The 18180-nt window shown below is 69.5% G+C and carries 16 protein-coding genes and 1 riboswitch; of the genes, 6 read left to right on the top strand and 10 right to left on the bottom strand.

The annotated features are described in order from the left end of the window. Positions 1-636, bottom strand: a complete 636-nt coding sequence (locus tag RWQ91_RS07490; RefSeq protein WP_314504265.1) for an ECF transporter S component — start codon at positions 634-636, stop codon at positions 1-3. Continuing rightward, positions 631-739: riboswitch (TPP riboswitch) on the bottom strand. (Overlaps the previous gene by 6 nt.) Positions 740-776: 37 nt before the next feature. Here RWQ91_RS07490 and RWQ91_RS07485 point away from each other — a divergent pair. Further along, complete coding sequence (locus RWQ91_RS07485; protein WP_314504264.1) at positions 777-2429, top strand: D-alanyl-D-alanine carboxypeptidase; 1653 nt, start codon at positions 777-779, stop codon at positions 2427-2429. Here RWQ91_RS07485 and RWQ91_RS07480 read toward each other — a convergent pair. Then, positions 2422-3096 carry a hypothetical protein gene (locus RWQ91_RS07480; RefSeq protein ID WP_314504261.1) on the bottom strand — a complete coding sequence of 225 codons (675 nt, stop codon included), beginning with the start codon at positions 3094-3096 and terminating at the stop codon, positions 2422-2424. The two genes, RWQ91_RS07485 and RWQ91_RS07480, sit on opposite strands and share 8 nt — an antisense overlap. 136 nt (positions 3097-3232) lie before the next feature. On the opposite strand from RWQ91_RS07480, the gene RWQ91_RS07475 reads away from it, so the two are divergent. Together RWQ91_RS07475 and RWQ91_RS07470 are read left to right on the top strand one after the other, a co-directional pair. Beyond that, positions 3233-4675 carry a DUF2252 domain-containing protein gene (locus RWQ91_RS07475; RefSeq protein WP_314504259.1) on the top strand — a complete coding sequence of 481 codons (1443 nt, stop codon included), beginning with the start codon at positions 3233-3235 and terminating at the stop codon, positions 4673-4675. Between the two features lie 2 nt (positions 4676-4677). Next, complete coding sequence (locus tag RWQ91_RS07470; RefSeq protein WP_314504256.1) at positions 4678-6549, top strand: alkyl sulfatase dimerization domain-containing protein; 1872 nt, start codon at positions 4678-4680, stop codon at positions 6547-6549. 13 nt (positions 6550-6562) lie between these two features. Here RWQ91_RS07470 and RWQ91_RS07465 read toward each other — a convergent pair whose 3' ends face one another. Next, positions 6563-7189 (bottom strand): hypothetical protein, encoded by a 627-nt coding sequence (locus tag RWQ91_RS07465; RefSeq protein WP_314504252.1) that lies wholly within the window; start codon positions 7187-7189, stop codon positions 6563-6565. Positions 7190-7242: 53 nt separating this feature from the next. On the opposite strand from RWQ91_RS07465, the gene RWQ91_RS07460 reads away from it, so the two are divergent. Then, on the top strand, positions 7243-7914 hold the full coding sequence (locus tag RWQ91_RS07460) for a GAP family protein (RefSeq protein ID WP_314504250.1): 672 nt from the start codon (positions 7243-7245) through the stop codon (positions 7912-7914). Positions 7915-7932: 18 nt separating this feature from the next. Here the strand turns inward: RWQ91_RS07460 and RWQ91_RS07455 are convergent, their stop codons facing one another. From RWQ91_RS07455 to RWQ91_RS07430, 6 genes are all read right to left on the bottom strand, one after another. Next, complete coding sequence (locus RWQ91_RS07455; protein WP_314504247.1) at positions 7933-9960, bottom strand: ABC transporter ATP-binding protein; 2028 nt, start codon at positions 9958-9960, stop codon at positions 7933-7935. Further along, complete coding sequence (locus RWQ91_RS07450; RefSeq protein ID WP_314504245.1) at positions 9957-11684, bottom strand: ABC transporter ATP-binding protein; 1728 nt, start codon at positions 11682-11684, stop codon at positions 9957-9959. The genes RWQ91_RS07455 and RWQ91_RS07450 overlap by 4 nt, the downstream gene beginning before the upstream one ends. A gap of 125 nt (positions 11685-11809) precedes the next feature. Beyond that, positions 11810-12736 carry a DnaJ domain-containing protein gene (locus tag RWQ91_RS07445; RefSeq protein WP_314504242.1) on the bottom strand — a complete coding sequence of 309 codons (927 nt, stop codon included), beginning with the start codon at positions 12734-12736 and terminating at the stop codon, positions 11810-11812. Positions 12737-12792: 56 nt separating this feature from the next. Beyond that, positions 12793-13230: a hypothetical protein gene (locus tag RWQ91_RS07440; RefSeq protein WP_314504240.1), complete on the bottom strand. Its 438-nt coding sequence runs from the start codon at positions 13228-13230 to the stop codon at positions 12793-12795. A gap of 74 nt (positions 13231-13304) precedes the next feature. After that, a complete protein-coding gene (locus RWQ91_RS07435; RefSeq protein WP_314504238.1) occupies positions 13305-14132 on the bottom strand; it encodes an LssY C-terminal domain-containing protein in 828 nt (275 codons plus the stop codon). Positions 14133-14144: 12 nt separating this feature from the next. Next, positions 14145-15215, bottom strand: a complete 1071-nt coding sequence (locus RWQ91_RS07430; RefSeq protein WP_314504236.1) for an enoyl-CoA hydratase/isomerase family protein — start codon at positions 15213-15215, stop codon at positions 14145-14147. Positions 15216-15343: 128 nt separating this feature from the next. On the opposite strand from RWQ91_RS07430, the gene RWQ91_RS07425 reads away from it, so the two are divergent. Both RWQ91_RS07425 and RWQ91_RS07420 read left to right on the top strand, forming a co-directional pair. Beyond that, complete coding sequence (locus RWQ91_RS07425) at positions 15344-16819, top strand: ABC transporter ATP-binding protein (RefSeq protein ID WP_314504234.1); 1476 nt, start codon at positions 15344-15346, stop codon at positions 16817-16819. Beyond that, positions 16816-17637 carry an ABC transporter permease gene (locus RWQ91_RS07420; RefSeq protein WP_314504230.1) on the top strand — a complete coding sequence of 274 codons (822 nt, stop codon included), beginning with the start codon at positions 16816-16818 and terminating at the stop codon, positions 17635-17637. The genes RWQ91_RS07425 and RWQ91_RS07420 overlap by 4 nt, the downstream gene beginning before the upstream one ends. 10 nt (positions 17638-17647) lie before the next feature. Here the strand turns inward: RWQ91_RS07420 and RWQ91_RS07415 are convergent, their stop codons facing one another. Then, positions 17648-18118 carry a hypothetical protein gene (locus RWQ91_RS07415; RefSeq protein WP_314504227.1) on the bottom strand — a complete coding sequence of 157 codons (471 nt, stop codon included), beginning with the start codon at positions 18116-18118 and terminating at the stop codon, positions 17648-17650. Positions 18119-18180 lie beyond the last annotated feature (62 nt).

Below are 18180 nucleotides of genomic sequence, written 5' to 3'. Positions count from 1 at the left end.
CTACACGCGGGCGCGCATCTCGCGTCCCGACCCGAAGCGGTCGAGAGCGCCGGTGGCGGCGAGCCCGCGCGCGAGCAGCCACGACAGCGCGCCGGCGATGACCGCGCCCGACACCGAGGTGCTGATGAGGTACACCACCACGAAGGTGACATCGGCACCGGCGTACCAGAGGAGGAGGTTGTTGAGGCCGCCCGCCAGCGCCGCCCCGACACCCGCGAGCATCGCGACCGGCAGGTTCCACCGGCGGTAGAAGAACAGCAGGAAGACGAGCTCTGCGCCGAGTCCCTGCACGAGGCCCGCCTCCAGGGTCAGCACCGCGCCCCAGGTGTTGCCCACAAGGATCAGTGCGGAAACGGCCGCGGCGAGCAGTTCGGTGTAGACGGCCGCGCCGGGCTTGCGGATGATGAGCGCGCCCAGCACTCCCGCGAACAGCCAGGGTCCGTCGAGCAGCCCCTGCAGCCCGGGCAGCAACGGCTCGAGCAGCGCGCTCGGCCCGCGGTAGGCGACGTTCCAGGCCAGGAAGATCAGGCCCGACGCGACGCCGATCACGCTGGCGACGACGATGTCGACGACCCGCCACCGACGCGTCCCGGGGGACGACGGTGCGGGGGTGGACAGGGACGTGGAAACGCTCACGGCGGATCTCCTTCCTGCGCTGGCATGACCCAGATCAGGTTCGACGGTCGAAGCGTTTTCGCTTCCTCTCAGCCCGGCACACCGGACTCCCGTGTTGACCAGATGATTATAGCCCCGCCCAGACGGGGTATTTTGGGCTCATGAGCCCGGATGACGCGGTCGCACCTGCGCCCACGCGGCGCGCGCGGACGCGTGTCGTGTCATCCACCGACGTCGTGTCATCCACCGACGCCGTGTCATCCACCGACGCCGACGGTCTCGAGTCCGCACCCCGCGAGTCCGTCACGTTCGATGTCGGGGCGGCGATCGTGCAGGCCTCGGCTTCCGGCGCTGCCTCCACGGCGACTCCGGCGCCGGCCGTCGGCGCCTCGACGGCCGGCGTGGTCGGCGCCGTGGCGACCGGCACGTCTGTCCTGCCCACGACGACGCTTCCCCGCACCCGCCCCTCGGGCTCGCCGCGGGTCGCGATGGCGTGGGTCGATGAGGACCGCATCGCGCACACCGGCCCTGCGACGCGGAATCTGGATGCCGCGGCATCCCCGTATCTGCCCGTCGGTCCCGAGCTGCTGAGCAACCCGCCCCGTCGTTCGCCGTTGCGCGCCGGGGTGCTGGTGCCGATCGTCATCATCGCGCTGCTGATCGGCGCATATTCGGCCACGACCCTGCTCTGGCCGCTGCACGCCATCCCGCCGACGGTCGAGGGAGTGCAGGTCGATCCGATCGCCGCCGCGCCCGCAGCCCTCACCTGGCCCGGCGTGGGGAGCGCTTCGGTCTCGGTGGCCGGGATCGACGGCGTCGTGGCCTCGTCGGGCGACGCCGCACAGATCGCCAGCATCACCAAGCTGGTCACCGCTCTGCTCGTGCTCGAGGAGATGCCCCTCGCCCCGGGCGAGCAGGGACCGGAGTTCCGCTTCACCTCCCGCGACGAATCCCAGTACTGGGACTATCTGGGCAACAACGAGTCCGCGCTCGATGTCCCGGTCGGGGGCACCCTGACGCAGTACCAGCTGCTCGAGGGCATGCTCGTCGGCTCGGCCAACAACTACGCCGACCGACTGGCGGGAAATCTGTGGCCGACGGATGCCGTCTTCGCCAGCGCGGCGAACGCCTGGCTCGCCGCGCACGGGGTGCCCGGGGTTACCGTCGTGGAGCCGACCGGCCTCGATTCGCGTAATCAGGCCAGTCCCGAAGCGCTCATCACGCTGGCGAAGAAGGCGATGGCGGAACCCGTGATCGCCGAGATCGTCGCGAAGCAGACCGTCGAGCTGCCCGGCGCCGGCGTCGTGACGAACACGAACGGACTGCTCGCCGATCCCGGCGTCGTCGGGATCAAGACGGGCTCCCTCGACTCGTACAATCTGCTCTCCGCGAAGGACCTCGTCGTCGGGGAGACCCCGGTGCGCGTCTACAGTGCCGTTCTCGGCCAGCCCGATGACGCCGCGCGGCTCGCGGCCTCGCGCACGCTCTACTCCGAGGTCGAAGCAGCCCTGCAGCCGCTGCCCTCCGTCACGGCCGGGACCGTCGTGGGCCGTGTCAGCACGCGCTGGGGTGAGGAGGTCGCCATCGTTGCCGAGGACGATGCCGATGTGATCCTCTGGAACGGCGGAGCCGGCGCGGTCACGACCGACTTCTCGCTGGGCGACGCGCGGGACAAGGGCGCGGATGTCGGCACCCTGTCGGTGGCCGGCCCTCTCGACTCCGCCAGCACGACCCTCGAACTGGCGGCGGACATCGACCCGCCCTCGGCATGGTGGCGCCTGACCCACCCCTTGGACCTGTTCGGTCTCAACTGACCTCGGCAGCCTCGCGCCGCCGGTAGTTCTGCACGAGGATCAGGATGCTGACCCCGAGCACCCACACGGGGAAGATCAGGGTGGCCCACAGGCTCAACGACGTCACGAACAGCAGCACGATCGCCGTGGCATAGGTCACGAAGGCCAGCCACCGGGGCATCACGCCGGTGCGCAGCCACATCGTCGCCAGGGAGATCAGCATCACTCCCGCCATCCGCAGCGCATAGATGTTGCTGACCTGCAGCATGACGGCGCGGCCGAAGGTCGTCATCTCGCTGCGGCTCTGCTCGTCGGTGATCAGCGGCGCACTGGCGACGATGCCTCCCGCGATCGCCGAGGAGACGAAGACCATGGCCAGGAACAGCAGCCCGCTGCCGATGAAGACCGAGGAGAAGAGCTGGTCCTCGGAGTCCTTGAACCGGTCGCGCACGACGCCCATGAACCAGAGGAACGCGATGCCCGAGAAGGGCACCAGGCCGAGACCGATGCCGAGGCGCGTGGTCATGCCGCCGTTCGTCCAATCCGTGTCGGAAGCGAGCGTTTCGGGCAGCGAGGAGCGCAGCAGCGCCAGCGCGGTGGTGAACAGCACGGCGAACAGGACACCCGCGAGGGCTGCTGCGCGGGGTGAGCTGAGGGGACGCCGCACCGGCGGATCTGCGTGGGCCATCGTGACATCCCTTTCGGGTGATCTTTCGCATTCGCGACCCCGCCAGTATTCCGCCTCGGCCGGCCGGGCGGCAGACTGTGGCCAGGACGCGCCGACCGCCCTGCTCGCGGGCGGCGACGAGCGACAGGGGGAACCCATGACCGACGACGCCATGACCGCAACGCTGACACCCCCGGCTCCTTCGGATTTCGAGGGCCGCCGTGAGTTCGGGCGAGCGGCTCGAGTGGCCACTCCGCGCACGAGTCACGCGACGTGGGAACCGCCCGAGGATCGCATCGATCCGGTCACGCTGCTGGAAGAGCAGGCCACCTCGCGCGTCGCGGACCTGGTCCCCATCCGGCACGGCCGGATGATGGTCTCCCCCTTCACCTTCTACCGCGGCGCCGCGCTGCTGATGGCGGCCGACCTCGCCCGCACCCCGAGCAGCGGTCTGATCGTCCAGCTCTGCGGCGACGCCCACCTGTCGAACTTCGGCCTGTTCGCCAGCGCCGAGCGGCATCTGGTCTTCGACATCAACGATTTCGACGAGACGCACCCCGGCCCGTTCGAGTGGGACCTCAAGCGGCTCGTGGCGAGCCTCGAGATCGCCGGCCGATACCGGGGGTTCGCCGACGAGGAGCGCCGGGCGATCAATCTCGCGGCCGCGCGCGGCTATCGGGAGCGGATGCTGCGGGCCGCGGAATCCGGAGTGCTGGAGGCCTGGTACGACCACCTCGACGTCGACCGGGTGCAGACCTGGCTGCAGAGCGAGCGCGAGGAGGAGCGCGCCGAGAAGCGGCAGATCAAGAACTTCGAGGCCGTCGTCGCAAAGGCTCGCACACGTGACAGCATGCAGGCGTTCTCCAAGCTCGTCTCCACCGAGGACGGGCGGATGCGCATCATCGCGGACGCGCCGCTCATCGTGCCCGTCGAGGACCTCTTCCCCGACGGCATCGGCGCGCAGGACACCGTCAGCGGCATGCAGGCGATTCTGGCGGGGTACCGCAGCACCCTGATCACGGCCAACCACCCGCTCGCGGAGTTCTCGTACGTGCACATGGCCCGCAAGGTCGTCGGCGTCGGCAGCGTCGGCACGCGGGCGTGGATCGTGCTCATGCGCGGCCGCGACGAGCAGGATCCGCTGTTCCTGCAGGCCAAGGAGGCCCAGGCGTCCGTCCTCGAGCGGTTCCTTCAGCCCTGCGAGTACGAGAATCAGGGCGAGCGGGTCGTGCGCGGTCAGCGCCTCATGCAGGGCTCCAGCGACATCTTCCTGGGGTGGCAGCGGGTGCGAGGCGAGGGCGACGTGGAGCGGGACTTCTACATGCGCCAGCTGCGCGACTGGAAGGGCTCCTTGGATGCCGAGAAGGTGGTGCCGCGCGGAATGATGCTCTACGCGCGCATCTGCGGAGAGACGCTGGCCCGCGCCCACGCGCGTGCCGGTGACCGGGTCGAGATCGCGGCGTACCTGGGCAAGTCGGACGTGTTCGATGAGGCCATGGCCGATTTCGCCGCGCTGTACGCCGACCAGAACGACGCCGACTACGCCGCGTTCATCGCGGCGATCGATAGCGGTCGGCTGGAGGCTCTGCAAGGCTTGTAGGCATGGAGAACAAGCCGGTCGCCGCCCCCATCGCCGCTCAGCACGCCGCCGCCCTCGCAGCGCTGCCCTTCACCGACACGCAGGACTTCGAGGACGCGGATCGCGGGTTCATCGCCGCGCTCGAGCCGGCCGTGATCCGGCGTCCCGATGGGCACCTCGTCTGGGACAACGACAGCTACGCGTTCCTGACGGGGGATGCCCCGGCATCCGTCCACCCCAGCCTGTGGCGGCAGTCCCAGCTCGTGGCCAAGCAGGGCCTGTACGAGGTGGTGGAGGGCATCTATCAGGTGCGGGGCCTGGACCTGTCGAACGTGACGTTCGTCGAAGGCGACACGGGCGTCATCGTGATCGACCCGCTCATCTCCACCGAGACCGCCGCCGCGGCACTGGCTTTGTATCGGGCGCACCGAGGGGAGCGCACCGTGGTGGCGGTGATCCACACGCACAGTCACATCGACCACTTCGGCGGCGTGTTCGGAGTCACCAGCGCCGAGGATGCGGCATCCGGAAAAGTGCAGATCATCGCCCCGGAGGGCTTCGTCGAGCACGCCGTATCCGAGAACGTGTACGCCGGGACGGCGATGTCGCGCCGCGCGGGGTACATGTACGGCGCCGCGCTCGCTCGTGGTCCGCAGGGACAGGTCGGAGCAGGCCTCGGGCAGACGACCTCGAGCGGCGAGGTCGGCATGATCGTGCCGACGCACATCATCCGCACCACCGGCGAGACCCACACGGTCGACGGCGTCGAGATCGAGTTCCAGATGGCACCCGGCACCGAGGCTCCCTCGGAGATGCACTTCTACTTCCCGCGGTACCGTGCCCTGTGCATGGCGGAGAACGCCACCCATACTTTGCACAACCTGCTCACCCTGCGCGGCGCGCTCGTGCGCGACCCGCATGTCTGGTCGCAGTACCTGACCGAGGCCATCGACACCTTCGCCGACCGCAGCGACGTCGCCTTCGCCTCGCACCACTGGCCCACGTGGTCGTCGGAACGCGTGGGCAGCTACCTCGCGACTCAGCGCGACCTGTACGCGTACCTGCACGACCAGACGCTCCGGCTGATCAACCAGGGCTATCAGGGCGCGGAGATCGCGGAGATGATCCAGCTGCCCCCGGCGCTGGAGAAGTCGTGGAGCACGCACGGGTACTACGGATCGGTCAGCCACAACGTCAAGGCGATCTACCAGCGGTACATGGGCTGGTTCGACGGCAATCCGGCGCGGCTCTGGCCGCATCCGCCCGCCGAGCAGGCGCAGCGCTACGTCGCTGCCATCGGCGGCATCGACCGGGTCGTCGAGGTGGCCCGCACAGCCTTCGACGAGGGCGACTTCCGCTGGGCGGCGACTCTGCTCGACCACGCGATCTTCACCGACGAGCGCCACGCCGGGGCGCGCGAACTGTACGCCGACACGCTCGAGCAGCTGGGCTACGGCGCCGAGAACGGCACGTGGCGCAATTTCTTCCTCTCCGGCGTGACCGAGCTGCGCGACGGCAATTTCGGCACGCCGACGGCCACGTCGGCGCCCGCGATCCTCGCGCAGCTGACGCCCGAGCAGCTGCTCGACGCGATCGCGATCTCGGTGGACGGGCCGAAGGCCTGGGATCTGGACCTGTCGATCAACCTCACCTTCACCGATCTCGGCCAGAACTACCGCGTCACGCTGCGCAACGGTGTGCTGATCTACCGCCGCGCACACGCTGATCCGGATGCCGCAGCATCCGTCTCGGTCGCCAAGATGCGCCTGCTCGCTCTGATGGCGGGAGACCGCGACTCACCGGGCGTGGACGTCACCGGCGACACGACTCAGCTGGCCGCGCTGCTCGGCGTGCTCCAGCAGGGGAATCCCGGGTTCGACATCGTCACGCCCTGAGCCGCGGCGTCGCTCAGAAGCGGATCGGGAAGGTGAACAGCACCACCAGCCCCACGAGCGCGATCGCGCCGGCGAGGCCGAGCACGATGCGCGAGGCCACCAGCGAGATGCCCCGCTGAGCGATCGCGGCCAGGAAGAGCACGAGCGCGAACAGCACGGTCATGAGCGAGTAGGCGTCGCCCTTGTCGTTGAAATCCAGTGCCTTCGCCTGCAGCTCGTTGGCCTTCTTGGTGCTCTCGGCCGCCTGCTCGGTGCCGGGGGGCACGTACTCGTCCATCACGAACGGTCCGCGCTCCTGCATCCCATCGGCCTGCCACGCGTCGAAGGCGACGGTCAGTTCCGGCGAGAACCGCGCCTCGATGTACTCCGCCAGCGAGGGGTCGTCGTCCGCACCGGCGAGGACCCACTGGGTGAAGACGGAGATGTCGATCATGCGAGCATCGCGCGCTTCGCTCTCGTCGTCGGATGCCTGGATGCGCGCGGCCGACGCCTCGCTGAACGCGACGGAGGAATCCCCGCCCCACTTCGTCGACTGGAAGCCGCACCACGCCGTAAGCACGGCCACGAGCGCGAGGAGGATCACGGCGACCAGTTCGTGCGCCGGACTGTGGTTCCGCGCCGCCGGGGCCGATTCATCCATGATCGCTAGGGTAATGGGCAGGCCGCGTCGAGACGGCGCGGGAGGAGGACCCCATGGGCCACGTCATCGGAGCGATACTCCCCCTGGCGATCGGGATCGCCATCAGCCCGATCCCCATCATCGCCGCGATCCTGATGCTGCTCTCGCCGAAGGCGAAGGGCACGAGCGTCGGCTTCCTCCTCGGCTGGATCATCGGAATCCTCGTCGCCGTCACGGTCTTCACCCTGCTGTCGTCCGTGCTCCCGGACGCGGACTCGGACGAGTCGAAGCCCCTTCAGGGCGTCATTCAGATCGTGCTCGGCGTGGCGCTCCTGTTCCTCGCGCTGCGCCAGTGGCGCTCGCGGCCCCAGCCCGGCATGAACGCGGTGCTGCCCAAGTGGATGTCGGCCATCGACACGATGACCGCCGGCAAAGGCTTCGGTCTGGGATTCCTGCTCGCGGCCGTCAACCCGAAGAACCTCCTGCTGGGGGCCGCGGCCGGGGTGGCGATCGGCGGCGCCGGACTTGCGGCAGGCCCGGCAGCCGTGGTGATCGGAGTCTTCACCCTGATCGCGGCCGCGTCCGTGGCCATCCCCGTGATCGCCTACCTGGTGGCATCGAAGAGCATGACCGGTCCACTCGAATCCCTGCGCCGCTGGCTCGTGCACAACAACTCCACGGTGATGGCGGTGCTGCTGCTGGTGATCGGCTTCGTGCTGATCGGCAAGGGGATCGCCGCCTTCTGAGCCACCGCGACCCGGCCGTCAGGGTGCGGCGACCTCTTCGCTCTCCTGGATGGTCAGGTCACGGTCCGCGGCCTGCTCGAACTGCGACTGGTACAGCCGCCAGTACGCGCCCTGCGCCGCGATGAGCTCCTCGTGGGTGCCCTTCTCGACGATGTCGCCGTGCTCCATGACGAGGATCAGGTCGGCATCGCGGATCGTGGAGAGCCGGTGCGCGATCACGAAGGACGTGCGTCCCTCGCGCAGCGCCGCCATCGCGTGCTGGAGCAGCAGCTCCGTGCGGGTGTCGACCGAGGAGGTCGCCTCGTCGAGGATCAGCACCGACGGCTGCGCGACGAAGGCGCGCGCGATCGTGATGAGCTGCTTCTCGCCGGCGGAGACGTTCGAGGCCTCTTCGTCCAGGATCGTGTCGTAGCCCTCGGGAAGCGAGTGCACGAACCGGTCCACGCGCGTCGCGGTGGCGGCATCCACGATCTCCGCGTCGGTGGCCGACTCGCGGCCGTACCGGATGTTCTCGCGGATCGTCCCGGCGAACAGCCACGGGTCCTGCAGCACCATGCCGGTGCGCGAGCGCACGTCATTGCGGGTCAATTCGGCGATGTCCTGCCCGTCGAGCAGGATGCGACCGCCGTCGAGCTCGTAGAAGCGCATGATGAGGTTCACCAGCGTCGTCTTGCCCGCGCCGGTCGGACCCACGATCGCGACGGTCTGGCCGGGCTCCACCCGGAAGGACAGGTCCGTGATGAGCGGGTGATCGGGCGAGTAGGAGAACCGGACGTTCTGGAACTCGATGACGCCCTCGCCGTCGACCGGCTTCGGCGCATCGGGCGAATCGGGGTCCTGCTCCTCGGCATCCAGCAGCTCGAACACGCGCTCGGCGGACGCGGTGCCCGACTGGATCACCGCGGCCATGCCGCCCAGCTGCGACAGCGGCTGGGTGAACTGCTGCGAGTACTGGATGAACGCCTGCACGTCGCCGAGCCGCAGCTGTCCGTTGGCCACCATCAGGCCGCCGAGGACGGCGATGCCGACGTAGGTGAGGTTTCCGACGAACATCATGCCGGGCATGATGATGCCCGAGAGGAACTGCGCCCGGAAGCTCGCCTCGTACAGCTCCTCGTTCTCGATCTGGAACTTCTCCCGCGAGTCCGCCTCGCGGCCGAAGACCTTGACCAGCGCGTGGCCGGAGAAGGACTCCTCGACGCGGGCGTTGAGCCGGCCGACCTTCTTCCACTGCGTGCCGAACGCCTTCTGGGAGCGCGGGCCGATCACGCCGAAGATGACGGCCATGAGCGGCAGCGAGATCAGGGCGACCAGCGCCAGCTGCCACGAGATCGAGAACATCATGATGAGCACGCCGATGACGGTCAGCACCGAGGTCACGACGCTCGAGAGGGACTGCTGCATCGTCTGGGTGATGTTGTCGATGTCGTTCGTCACGCGCGAGATCAGCTCGCCGCGCTGGACCTTGTCGAAGTACGACAGAGGCAGGCGGTTGATCTTCGTCTCGACCGACTCGCGCAGGCGCCACATCGTTCGCACCATGATGATGTTGATGACGTAGCCCTGGATCCAGCTGAGGAACGACGAGGCGACGTAGATCGCGAGCACCGTGACGATCACGACGCGCAGGGCGTCGAAATCGACGCCGGTGCCGACCGTGAAGTCGTTCATCGCGCCGATCATGTTCGCAAGGTCGGTCTGACCGGCGGCGTTCAGGGCCTTGACGACGACCGACTGCGGCGTTCCGTCGGGGAATTGTGCCGACAGCGCGTTCGATGCGACGCCCTCGAAGATGATGTTGGTCGCCTCGCCGAGGATCTTGGGGGCGATGACGGCCAGGAACACGCCGATCGCGCCGAGGATCGACACGAAGACGAACGCGACGGCGTGGGGCTTGAGGAGACCGATCAGACGGCCGAAGCTCTTGCCGAAGTCGGCCGCCTTGCCGGGCTTGACGCTGTCCCAGTCGCCCGAGGTCTGGCGGGCCTGCTCGGCGAGCTCGAGCTCGAGGCGCTCTTCCTCGGTGAGGGTGTCGGGAGTGCTCACGCTTCCACCCCCAGCTGCGACTCGACGATCTCTCGGTAGGTCTCGCTGCCCTCCAGCAGCTGCGCGTGGGTGCCGAGCCCGACCATGCGGCCGTCCTCCAGCACGACGATGCGGTCGGCATCGGTAATCGTCGACACGCGCTGGGCGACGACGATCTTCGTCACATCCGGCAGCTCGCGCCAGAGCGCCTGCCTCAGCCGGGCGTCGGTCGACAGGTCGAGTGCCGAGAACGAGTCGTCGAACACCAGGACGTCGGGCTGGTGCACGATCGCGCGGGCGATCGCGAGCCGCTGCCGCTGTCCGCCCGAGACATTGGTGCCGCCCTGGGCGACGCGGGCGTTCAGCTGCCCTTCCATCTCCTGGACGAACTCCTTGCCCTGGGCGATCTCGAGCGCCTTCCAGAGCTCTTCGTCCGTCGCCTCCTCGCGCCCGAAGCGCAGGTTGGAGGCCACGGTGCCGGAGAACAGGAACGGCCGCTGCGGCACGAGGCCGATGCCCTTCCACAGGTAGTCCAGGTCGGCTTCGCGCACATCGACGCCGCCGACCCGAACCGCCCCGCCGGTCACGTCGAACAGCCGCGGGATGAGCGAGACCAGCGTGGTCTTGCCCGCGCCGGTCGACCCGACGATCGCGACGGTCTCGCCGCGCTCCGCTCGGAAGGTGATGCCCTGCAGCACGGGCGACTCGGCGCCCGGGTAGGTGAACTCCGCCGCCTCGAAGGCCACGGTGCCGGGAGCCTCGAAGGCGGTGACCGGGTTCTCGGCGCGGGTCAGCGTCGACTCGCTCGCGAGCACCTCGCTGATGCGCTCGGCCGAGACGGCCGCGCGGGGGATCATGATCGTCATGAAGCTGGCCATGAGCACGCCCATGAGGATCTGCCCGACGTAGGCCATGAAGGCGAACAGGGTGCCGATCTCGACGGTGCCGGCGTTCACCTGGATCGCACCGAACCAGATGACGCCCACGACTGTCACGTTCAGCACGAGCATGGCGACGGGGAACAGCAGGACGAAGAGCGATCCGACCTTGCGGCCCACGACCATGATGTCGGTGTTCGCGACCGCGAAACGCTCCTCTTCGATGTCCTCGCGCACGAATGCCCGCACGACCCGGACGCCGGTCAGCTGCTCGCGCATGACCCGGTTGACGGCATCCAGCTTCTTCTGGAAGCTGCGGAACAGTGGCACCATGCGGCTGATGATGAGCAGCACGAACGCGAGCAGCAGCGGGACGGCGACCGCAATGAGCCAGCTGAGCCCGACGTCCTGCTGCAGCGCCATGTAGATGCCGCCGATCGCCAGGAGGGGCGCGGTGACGAGCATGGTGGCGCCCATCATCGCGAGCATCTGCACCTGCTGGACGTCGTTCGTGTTGCGCGTGATGAGCGACCCGGGACCGAACTTGGAAACTTCGCGCTCGGAGAACCCGCTGACCTTCTCGTAGATGTCGAACCGGATGTCGCGACCGGCGGCCATCGAGGAGCGCGCGGCGAAGTAGGTGGCGATGATGGCCGCCACGATCTGCAGGAGCGAGATCGAGAGCATCACCATTCCGGTGGACCAGATGTACGCGGTGTCGCCCTTGGCGACGCCCTGGTCGATGATGTCGGCGTTGAGTCGCGGAAGGTACAGCGACGCCATCGCGGAGATGAACTGGAAGATCAGGACGCCCAGAAGAAGCCAGCGGTACTTCTTGAGGTAGCGGATCAGGAGTTTGCCGAGCACGGGGTCTCCGAAGAAGGTCGAGCGAGGAGGCGCGGCGGCGCCACCGCTCCACACTGCCACGGGCCGCCGACACGCTCATCCCCGAGGTCGGCTTGTACGCTCAGGGCGCAACGCTCGCGGCCGTGTCAGACGAAGCGGACCGCCTGCTGCAGGCGGGTGCGGATGTCGAAGATCTCGTTGCCGCCGATGGATCGCGCGCCGGGCACACCCTGGCGGAGCACGTTGGCGAGGGCTCCGCGCGCGACGAGGACGACGGGGATGCCGCGCACCCGGCCGAGGTCGGTCACGGTCTGCACGAGGTCCTCGTCGGGCAGCACCACGATCACGCCCCCGAAGCGCACGCCCGCGGCCCGGGCGATGATGCGGACGCGCGCGAGCAGCTCGGCGACGGGCGCGCCGGGGACGGCATCCCCCGTCAGCTCACCGCGGCGCACGCCCACCGGCCCGCCGAAGTCCTCCGAGAGCACGGCATACAGTCCGGAAGGGCTGAGCACGATGTGGTCGAGCTTGTCGTCGCCGGTTCCGCCGCGCACGGGCGCGGCGACATCGTGCCACACGGTGTACCCCATGCCGAGGTCGGCCACGACGCGCGCCGTCGCCTCCTCGGCGAGCGCGTCGGCCAGCATGCGGCGCAGCTCACGCGGCGCCGAGCGCACCAGCGCGGGGTCATAAGGATCTCCGACCGTGACCCCCCGCCCCACCCACTCGCGGATCAGATCCAGGTACCGCTCACGTCTCCAGCCGCCGGGCTGACCAAAGGACTTCGCCTTCGGGCGGGTGTCCGCCGGGCGGGGCGGAGTGCGCCAGCCCGACCATTCGGCCGCCGGTGCGTCGCCGAATCCGTGGCCTCGGTCGTATGCGGCGCGCGCGTCCGCGGTGCCGACGAGCTCCCAGGCGCGCTGCACCTGGATGAACACCGCCGCGTCCCCACCGGTGTCGGGATGGGTCTGGCGCAGGCGCAATCGGTAGGCCCTGCGCAACGCCTCCTCGTCGGTGGCGGGGTCGACGCCCAGCACGTCGTACGCCGACGCGGACAGAGGACTGTCGAACACCCGAACCCCTCCCCTGCTGCGAGAGCAGCGCGATCCAGGCTAATCGGTGGCGGCGGTCACCGGCGTTCGTTGCGCCGCGCGTAGGCGGCGGCGCTGCGGCTGGAGAGTGCAAGCAGGATCAGGATGTCCAGGCCGAGCGTCAGAAGAGACCCGGTGATGGTGATCACCTGGTTCCCGGTCCACCACTGGATGAATGAGCCGGTGATCGAGATGGCCGAGAACGTCATGATCGTCACGCGAGCCCAGTTGTGACCGATCAGGATGAAGAACGCCAAGGCGGCGTCCGCAAGCAGGACGACACCGAGGAAGACCACGACCGCGATCAGCACGCCCTGCGCCAGCTCCGGCGTGCTCGGCGTCCCCTCGACCGTGACGTCGATGTCCTTGATGGTCTCGCGCCACTGCAGCAGGATCGAGGCCAGCACGACCAGTCCCGCGAGGACGCGCAGGAACACCAGGACGGCACCGGCGACCGTCGCGGTCGGGCGCTTCATGTCCGGATCGGCCTCGGGCCTTCTGAGAAGCTGCGATGCTGGCTCGAAGGCGGGGCGCTTGTCCGGGGCGCTGGTCATGGGGTTCCCACCGCCACTCGGCGCACATCGAGGATCGGCAGATCCCCGTCGGTGCGGATCGTGTCGCCGCCGCCGTTGCGTGCGTGATAGCCGGTCGAGAAGTCCTGGAGGGTATCGACCTGGACACGCGGGTCGGCGCCCGTCACGGTGCGCACGATGTGGTCGCGCTCGATGTCGGTGTCGGCGTCTATGCGGTGGGTGACCTGCAGCGTGAACAGCGACAGCCCGACGGCGGTGTCGAACGTTCCCGCCGCGAGCCAGTCCACGCGGGTGCCGCCCGGAAGGAGCCACGAGTCGGGACACTTCCAGAAACGGACGTGGTGGCGCTGCGCCGGGTTGCCGTCGACCTCCTGCTGGTAGGCGAAGTCCTGCTGCCTGCTGAACAGGAAGAGCGGGCTCACCGGCGCCTCGCCGTAGCTGCGCCGGGTGAGCGTCGAGCTGACGATGCGCCACGACGTGCCCAGGGTGACCTCGTCGGCCTTCGTCCAGCCCGCCGCCGCCATCGCCGCGTGGATCTGATCGGCCTCGCCCCTCAGCGCGAGGTTGACCGGGTCGCCGAGCAGGCCGTCACTCGTGCGTGCACGGCCGATGAAGTAGTCCGGGACGTAGATCGTCGTGAGGATCCGATGCAGACGCGGCAGGACCAGATACGCCAGCAGAATCCAGAACGCGAGGACGAAAAGGAATCCCCACCAGCCGACCCGGAACGTGTCGGTCAGGCTCAGATATGCCAGCCACACCGCCGCCAATCCGGCGAAGACGAAGAAGAACCAGTCGACCGCGACCCCGATCGAGTAGCGGCGGCGGGGCGGCTGGTCGGTCATCATCCTCGCCTCTCAGCTCCAGAGCGGTGTCGCGGGTTCGTATGCGAAGGCGGATGCCGCGGCATCCGGTGACAGCTCGGCCGCAGTCCCCGGCCGCCAGCGCGGGCTGCGATCCTTGTCGATGAGCTGCGCGCGGATGCCCTCCGTGAGGTCGGGCTGGGTCGTGGCGAACCACAGCACCAGACCGTACTCCTGGGCGAGCGCCGCGCGCAGGTCGGGAAGGGTCCGCGCCCGCCGCACCGCCTCGAGGGTGACCGCCAGCGCGGTGGGCGAGAGCTCCTCGAGCAGATCCGCGGTCTCCGCCGCTGCGGTCTCGGGCCGGGCCCGCAGCCGCTCGACGATCCCGGTCACCGTTTCGGCGGCGAACGCGTCGTCGATCCACGCGCGCCGCGCGGCGAGGGCGGACGGCTCGGGCGTCTCGTCGAACAGCAGCGCGATCTCGTTCGGCGTCCCGGGGTCGGCTCGGGTCTGCAGCGCCTCCCGCAGGTCGCCGAGATGCGCGGACGGGACGAGATGATCGGCGAAGCCCGCGGAGACGGCATCGGCGGCGTCCATCGTGGCTCCGGTGAGCGCCAAGTACTCGCCGAGGCGCCCCGGCGCGCGGGCGAGGAGCCACGTGCCGCCGACGTCGGGAGTGAAGCCGATGCGCGTCTCGGGCATCGCGAGCTTCGAGCGCTCGGTGACCACGCGCACCGCGGCGTGGCCCGCCAGGCCGATGCCGCCGCCCATCGTGATGCCGTCGGCGAGCACGACGATCGGCTTGGGGTACTCGGCGATGCGGGCGTTCAGTGCGTACTCGGCGCGGAAGAACGCGCCTGTCGCCTCGGCATCGCCGCGGAGGATCTGCTCGTAGAGCCCGCGCACGTCGCCGCCCGCGCACATACCGCGGTCGCCCGCGCCGTCCAGCAGCACGATGTGGATGTCGACGTCGTGCTCCCACGCGTCCAGCGTCGCGGTGAGGCTCTCCACCATGCCGAGATCGAGGGCGTTCAGCGCGCGGGGCCGGTTGAGGGTCAGACGACCCAGACTCCCGGTCCGGCGTACGAGGACGGTCGGCTCGGACTGCTGCGCGGCATCGCTCACGCGGGCAACGTTACCGGCCGGGTGGGGCGGTCGTTCGTGCGCGACGCGGGCCCCGTGCCCGGTTCGGGCAGAGGTGCGCACTTTCCGACAGGATGGGGAGGACGGCTCATCGACGACGAGAGGTTCGCATGCCCGAAGGACAGGTGCTGGAGTTCTCCGGAGTCAGCAAGCGGTTCGGCGCCGTGTCGGCGGTCGCGGACCTGACGGCGCGCGTCGAGCCCGGCCGCGTCACCGGATTCCTCGGGCCCAACGGCGCGGGCAAGACGACGAGCCTGCGCATCCTGCTCGGGCTGGTTCGCGCGAGCAGCGGCACCGCGACGATCGGCGGCGCGCCGTACGCGTCGCTGAAGCATCCGCTGCAGTCGGTCGGGGCGGTGCTCGAGGCATCGAGCTTCCACCCCGGACGCACCGCGGCGAACCACCTCAGGGTGTACGCGCAGGCGGCCGGGCTCCCGGTGAGTCGCGTGGCGGAGACCTTGGGCCTGGTCGGGCTCGCCGACGTCGGCGGACGCAAAGTCGGGGGGTTCTCGCTCGGCATGCGCCAGCGACTGGGGCTGGCGTACGCGCTCCTGGGCGACCCCGGAGTGCTCGTGCTCGATGAGCCCGCGAACGGGCTCGACCCCGAGGGCATCAAGTGGATGCGCGGGTTCCTGCGGCAGCTGGCCCGCGAAGGGCGGACGGTCTTCGTCTCGTCGCATCTGCTGGCCGAAGTGCAGCAGACGGTGGATTCGGTGCTGATCATCTCCCAGGGGCGTCTGGTCTTCGAGGGCGCTCTCGAGGACCTCGCGGACCCCTCCGAGTACGCCACCGTCGTGGACTCCCCCGATCGGGCCGCACTCAGCGCCGCCCTGCGCGAAGCCGACGTCCCCTTCGACGTCCTCCGGTCCGGCCTCACCGTGCGCGGGCTCGATGCCGCCGCGGTCGGCGCCCTCGCGGCATCCGCCGGCGTCGCGCTGTCGTCGCTGCAGCGGCGCGGGCCGGGGCTCGAAGAGGTCTTCCTCGACCTGGTCAGCGGCGCGCGGGTGCATCGGCCGGCAGGCTCGCCCGTCGCGGCGAACGACGCCTTGGCACCCCCCGGCGGCGCCGCTCCCGCCGTCGCCGCGATCTCCGTCGGCGAAGCCGTCGCGGCGGAGGATTCCGCCGTCGAGGACGCACTCCTCGAACAGGACGGTCCGGATGCCGAACCCCTGCTCGACGCCGCGGTCGACCCGGCGCCGTCGCCCACGTTCGCCGTGGCGAGCACGGGAGTCATCGACATCATCCCGTTCGCGGGCGATCCCGCGACCGACGCGGACGAGGACGGCCTGGCCCTGGACGCCGATCCGGACGTCGAGGCCCTCGGAGCGATCGATGCGGAACTCGAGGATCCGGACGACGCGGACGACCCGCAGATCGCCGCCGATGACGACGACACCCTCTCGGGCGATCGTCCGTGGGAGAAGTACGTCAAGACCGACGCGGACCTCGAGGCCGATGCGTTCTTCGCATCGTTCACGGCGGAGCAGGCCGAGAGAGCAGCGGCGCGGGAATCCGACGGCTCCGCCGCCGGCGAGGGTGCCGACGCCGACGGGCCCGCCGCGGACGAGGGGAACGAGCAGCGATGACCCTCGCGAACGTCACGCGATCCGAGACGACCAAGCAGTTCTCCACCTCGATGTGGTGGATCCTCGCGATCGTGCTCGTCGCCTATGTCGGCTTCACCGCCGCGGTCCTCGGATTCGTCTTCGCCGCCGCCTCATCCGGATCGCTGCCGGGCGATGCCCCGCAGATCCCGTCGGAGGGTCTCGCGGTCATCCTGTACAGCACCGCGACGGCGGTGGGCTATGTCTTCCCGCTGCTGATCGGCACGCTCATGGTCACCACGGAGTTCCGCCACAAGACACTCACTCCCACCTTCCTCGCGACCCCCCAGCGGGGCGTCGTGCTGTGGGGCAAGATCATCGTCGGCGTCGGCGTCGGCGTCGTCTTCGGCGTGCTGGGCGTGCTCGCCTCGACCGTGCCGAGCGCCGCGCTGCTGGCGGGATACGGCCTGCCCACCGCGCTGACCTCGTCGGAGACGTGGGCGCTGCTGGGCCGCATGATCCTCGCGTTCGTGCTCTGGGTGCTCATCGGCATCGGGGTCGGGGCGCTCGTGCGCAACCAGGTCGGCGCCATCGTCGGAGTGCTGGTGTTCACGCAGTTCCTCGAGCCGGTGGGCCGCGCCGCGGCCGCGTTCGTCGACGGACTCTCCGACGTCACAAGATTCCTGCCCGGAGCGGCGAGCGACGCCCTCGTCGGGGCGAGCGTCTTCACGGCCGCCACGCCGGGCGCGGCATCCGGCGACGCCCTCGAGTGGTGGGCGGGCGGCCTCGTGCTGCTGGGCTACGCGGTCGTCCTGATCCTGCTGGGCCACCTCGTCAGCTGGCGCCGGGACGTCACCTGACCGACCGGGCTCAGACCGCGGTGACCGGCTTCGGCTTGCGCACGCGGGCCTTCTTCTCCACCGGCAGGTCTGCGACGGGGATCGTCCCGGTGGCGATGTCGACCACGTCCGCGGGCTCGTCTGCGGCATCCACATCGAGATTCAGCGACTGCACGAGGGCGAGGCCGTGGCGCGTCGTGAGGATCACGCGCTGGAACTCCGGGTGACCCTCGAGGTCGATCACGACGCTCGGGCGGTGTCGGCGGATGATCGCGAAGTCGTCGCCTCCGGCCGAGCGCCAGGTGCCCATCGCGATCACGCCGCGCAGATGGGTGCCCGGGCTGGGCACTCCGCGCAGCCACGTCCACGCGTCGTCGGTGAGCTGCACCTTCGCGATCGTCGACCGCTCGATCGCCACATTCCCGCGGTGGAATGCGAGCGCCCGCTCGGCGCCCGACAGCACGATCTCGAGCTGGGTCGAGTCGAGCAGGAGCGTGACCATGAAGCCAGTCTGCCAGCGAGCCGCACCGTCTACCTGGTGATTTGCTTACGGACGGACAACGA

This window comes from uncultured Microbacterium sp. (assembly GCF_963524805.1).
Taxonomy (GTDB): domain Bacteria; phylum Actinomycetota; class Actinomycetes; order Actinomycetales; family Microbacteriaceae; genus Microbacterium.
This window is presented reverse-complemented; position numbering and strand designations above follow the sequence as displayed.

Excerpts from the sequence above, each read along its gene's own strand:
- RWQ91_RS07435 (WP_314504238.1), bottom strand. The coding sequence starts at position 14,132 with ATGACCGACCAGCCGCCCCGCCGCCGCTACTCGATCGGGGTCGCGGTC.
- RWQ91_RS07425 (WP_314504234.1), top strand. The coding sequence starts at position 15,344 with ATGCCCGAAGGACAGGTGCTGGAGTTCTCCGGAGTCAGCAAGCGGTTC.
- RWQ91_RS07460 (WP_314504250.1), top strand. The coding sequence starts at position 7,243 with ATGGGCCACGTCATCGGAGCGATACTCCCCCTGGCGATCGGGATCGCC.
- RWQ91_RS07420 (WP_314504230.1), top strand. The coding sequence starts at position 16,816 with ATGACCCTCGCGAACGTCACGCGATCCGAGACGACCAAGCAGTTCTCC.
- RWQ91_RS07440 (WP_314504240.1), bottom strand. The coding sequence starts at position 13,230 with ATGAAGCGCCCGACCGCGACGGTCGCCGGTGCCGTCCTGGTGTTCCTG.
- RWQ91_RS07415 (WP_314504227.1), bottom strand. The coding sequence starts at position 18,118 with ATGGTCACGCTCCTGCTCGACTCGACCCAGCTCGAGATCGTGCTGTCG.
- RWQ91_RS07465 (WP_314504252.1), bottom strand. The coding sequence starts at position 7,189 with ATGGATGAATCGGCCCCGGCGGCGCGGAACCACAGTCCGGCGCACGAA.
- RWQ91_RS07485 (WP_314504264.1), top strand. The coding sequence starts at position 777 with ATGAGCCCGGATGACGCGGTCGCACCTGCGCCCACGCGGCGCGCGCGG.
- RWQ91_RS07470 (WP_314504256.1), top strand. The coding sequence starts at position 4,678 with ATGGAGAACAAGCCGGTCGCCGCCCCCATCGCCGCTCAGCACGCCGCC.
- RWQ91_RS07480 (WP_314504261.1), bottom strand. The coding sequence starts at position 3,096 with ATGGCCCACGCAGATCCGCCGGTGCGGCGTCCCCTCAGCTCACCCCGC.
- RWQ91_RS07475 (WP_314504259.1), top strand. The coding sequence starts at position 3,233 with ATGACCGACGACGCCATGACCGCAACGCTGACACCCCCGGCTCCTTCG.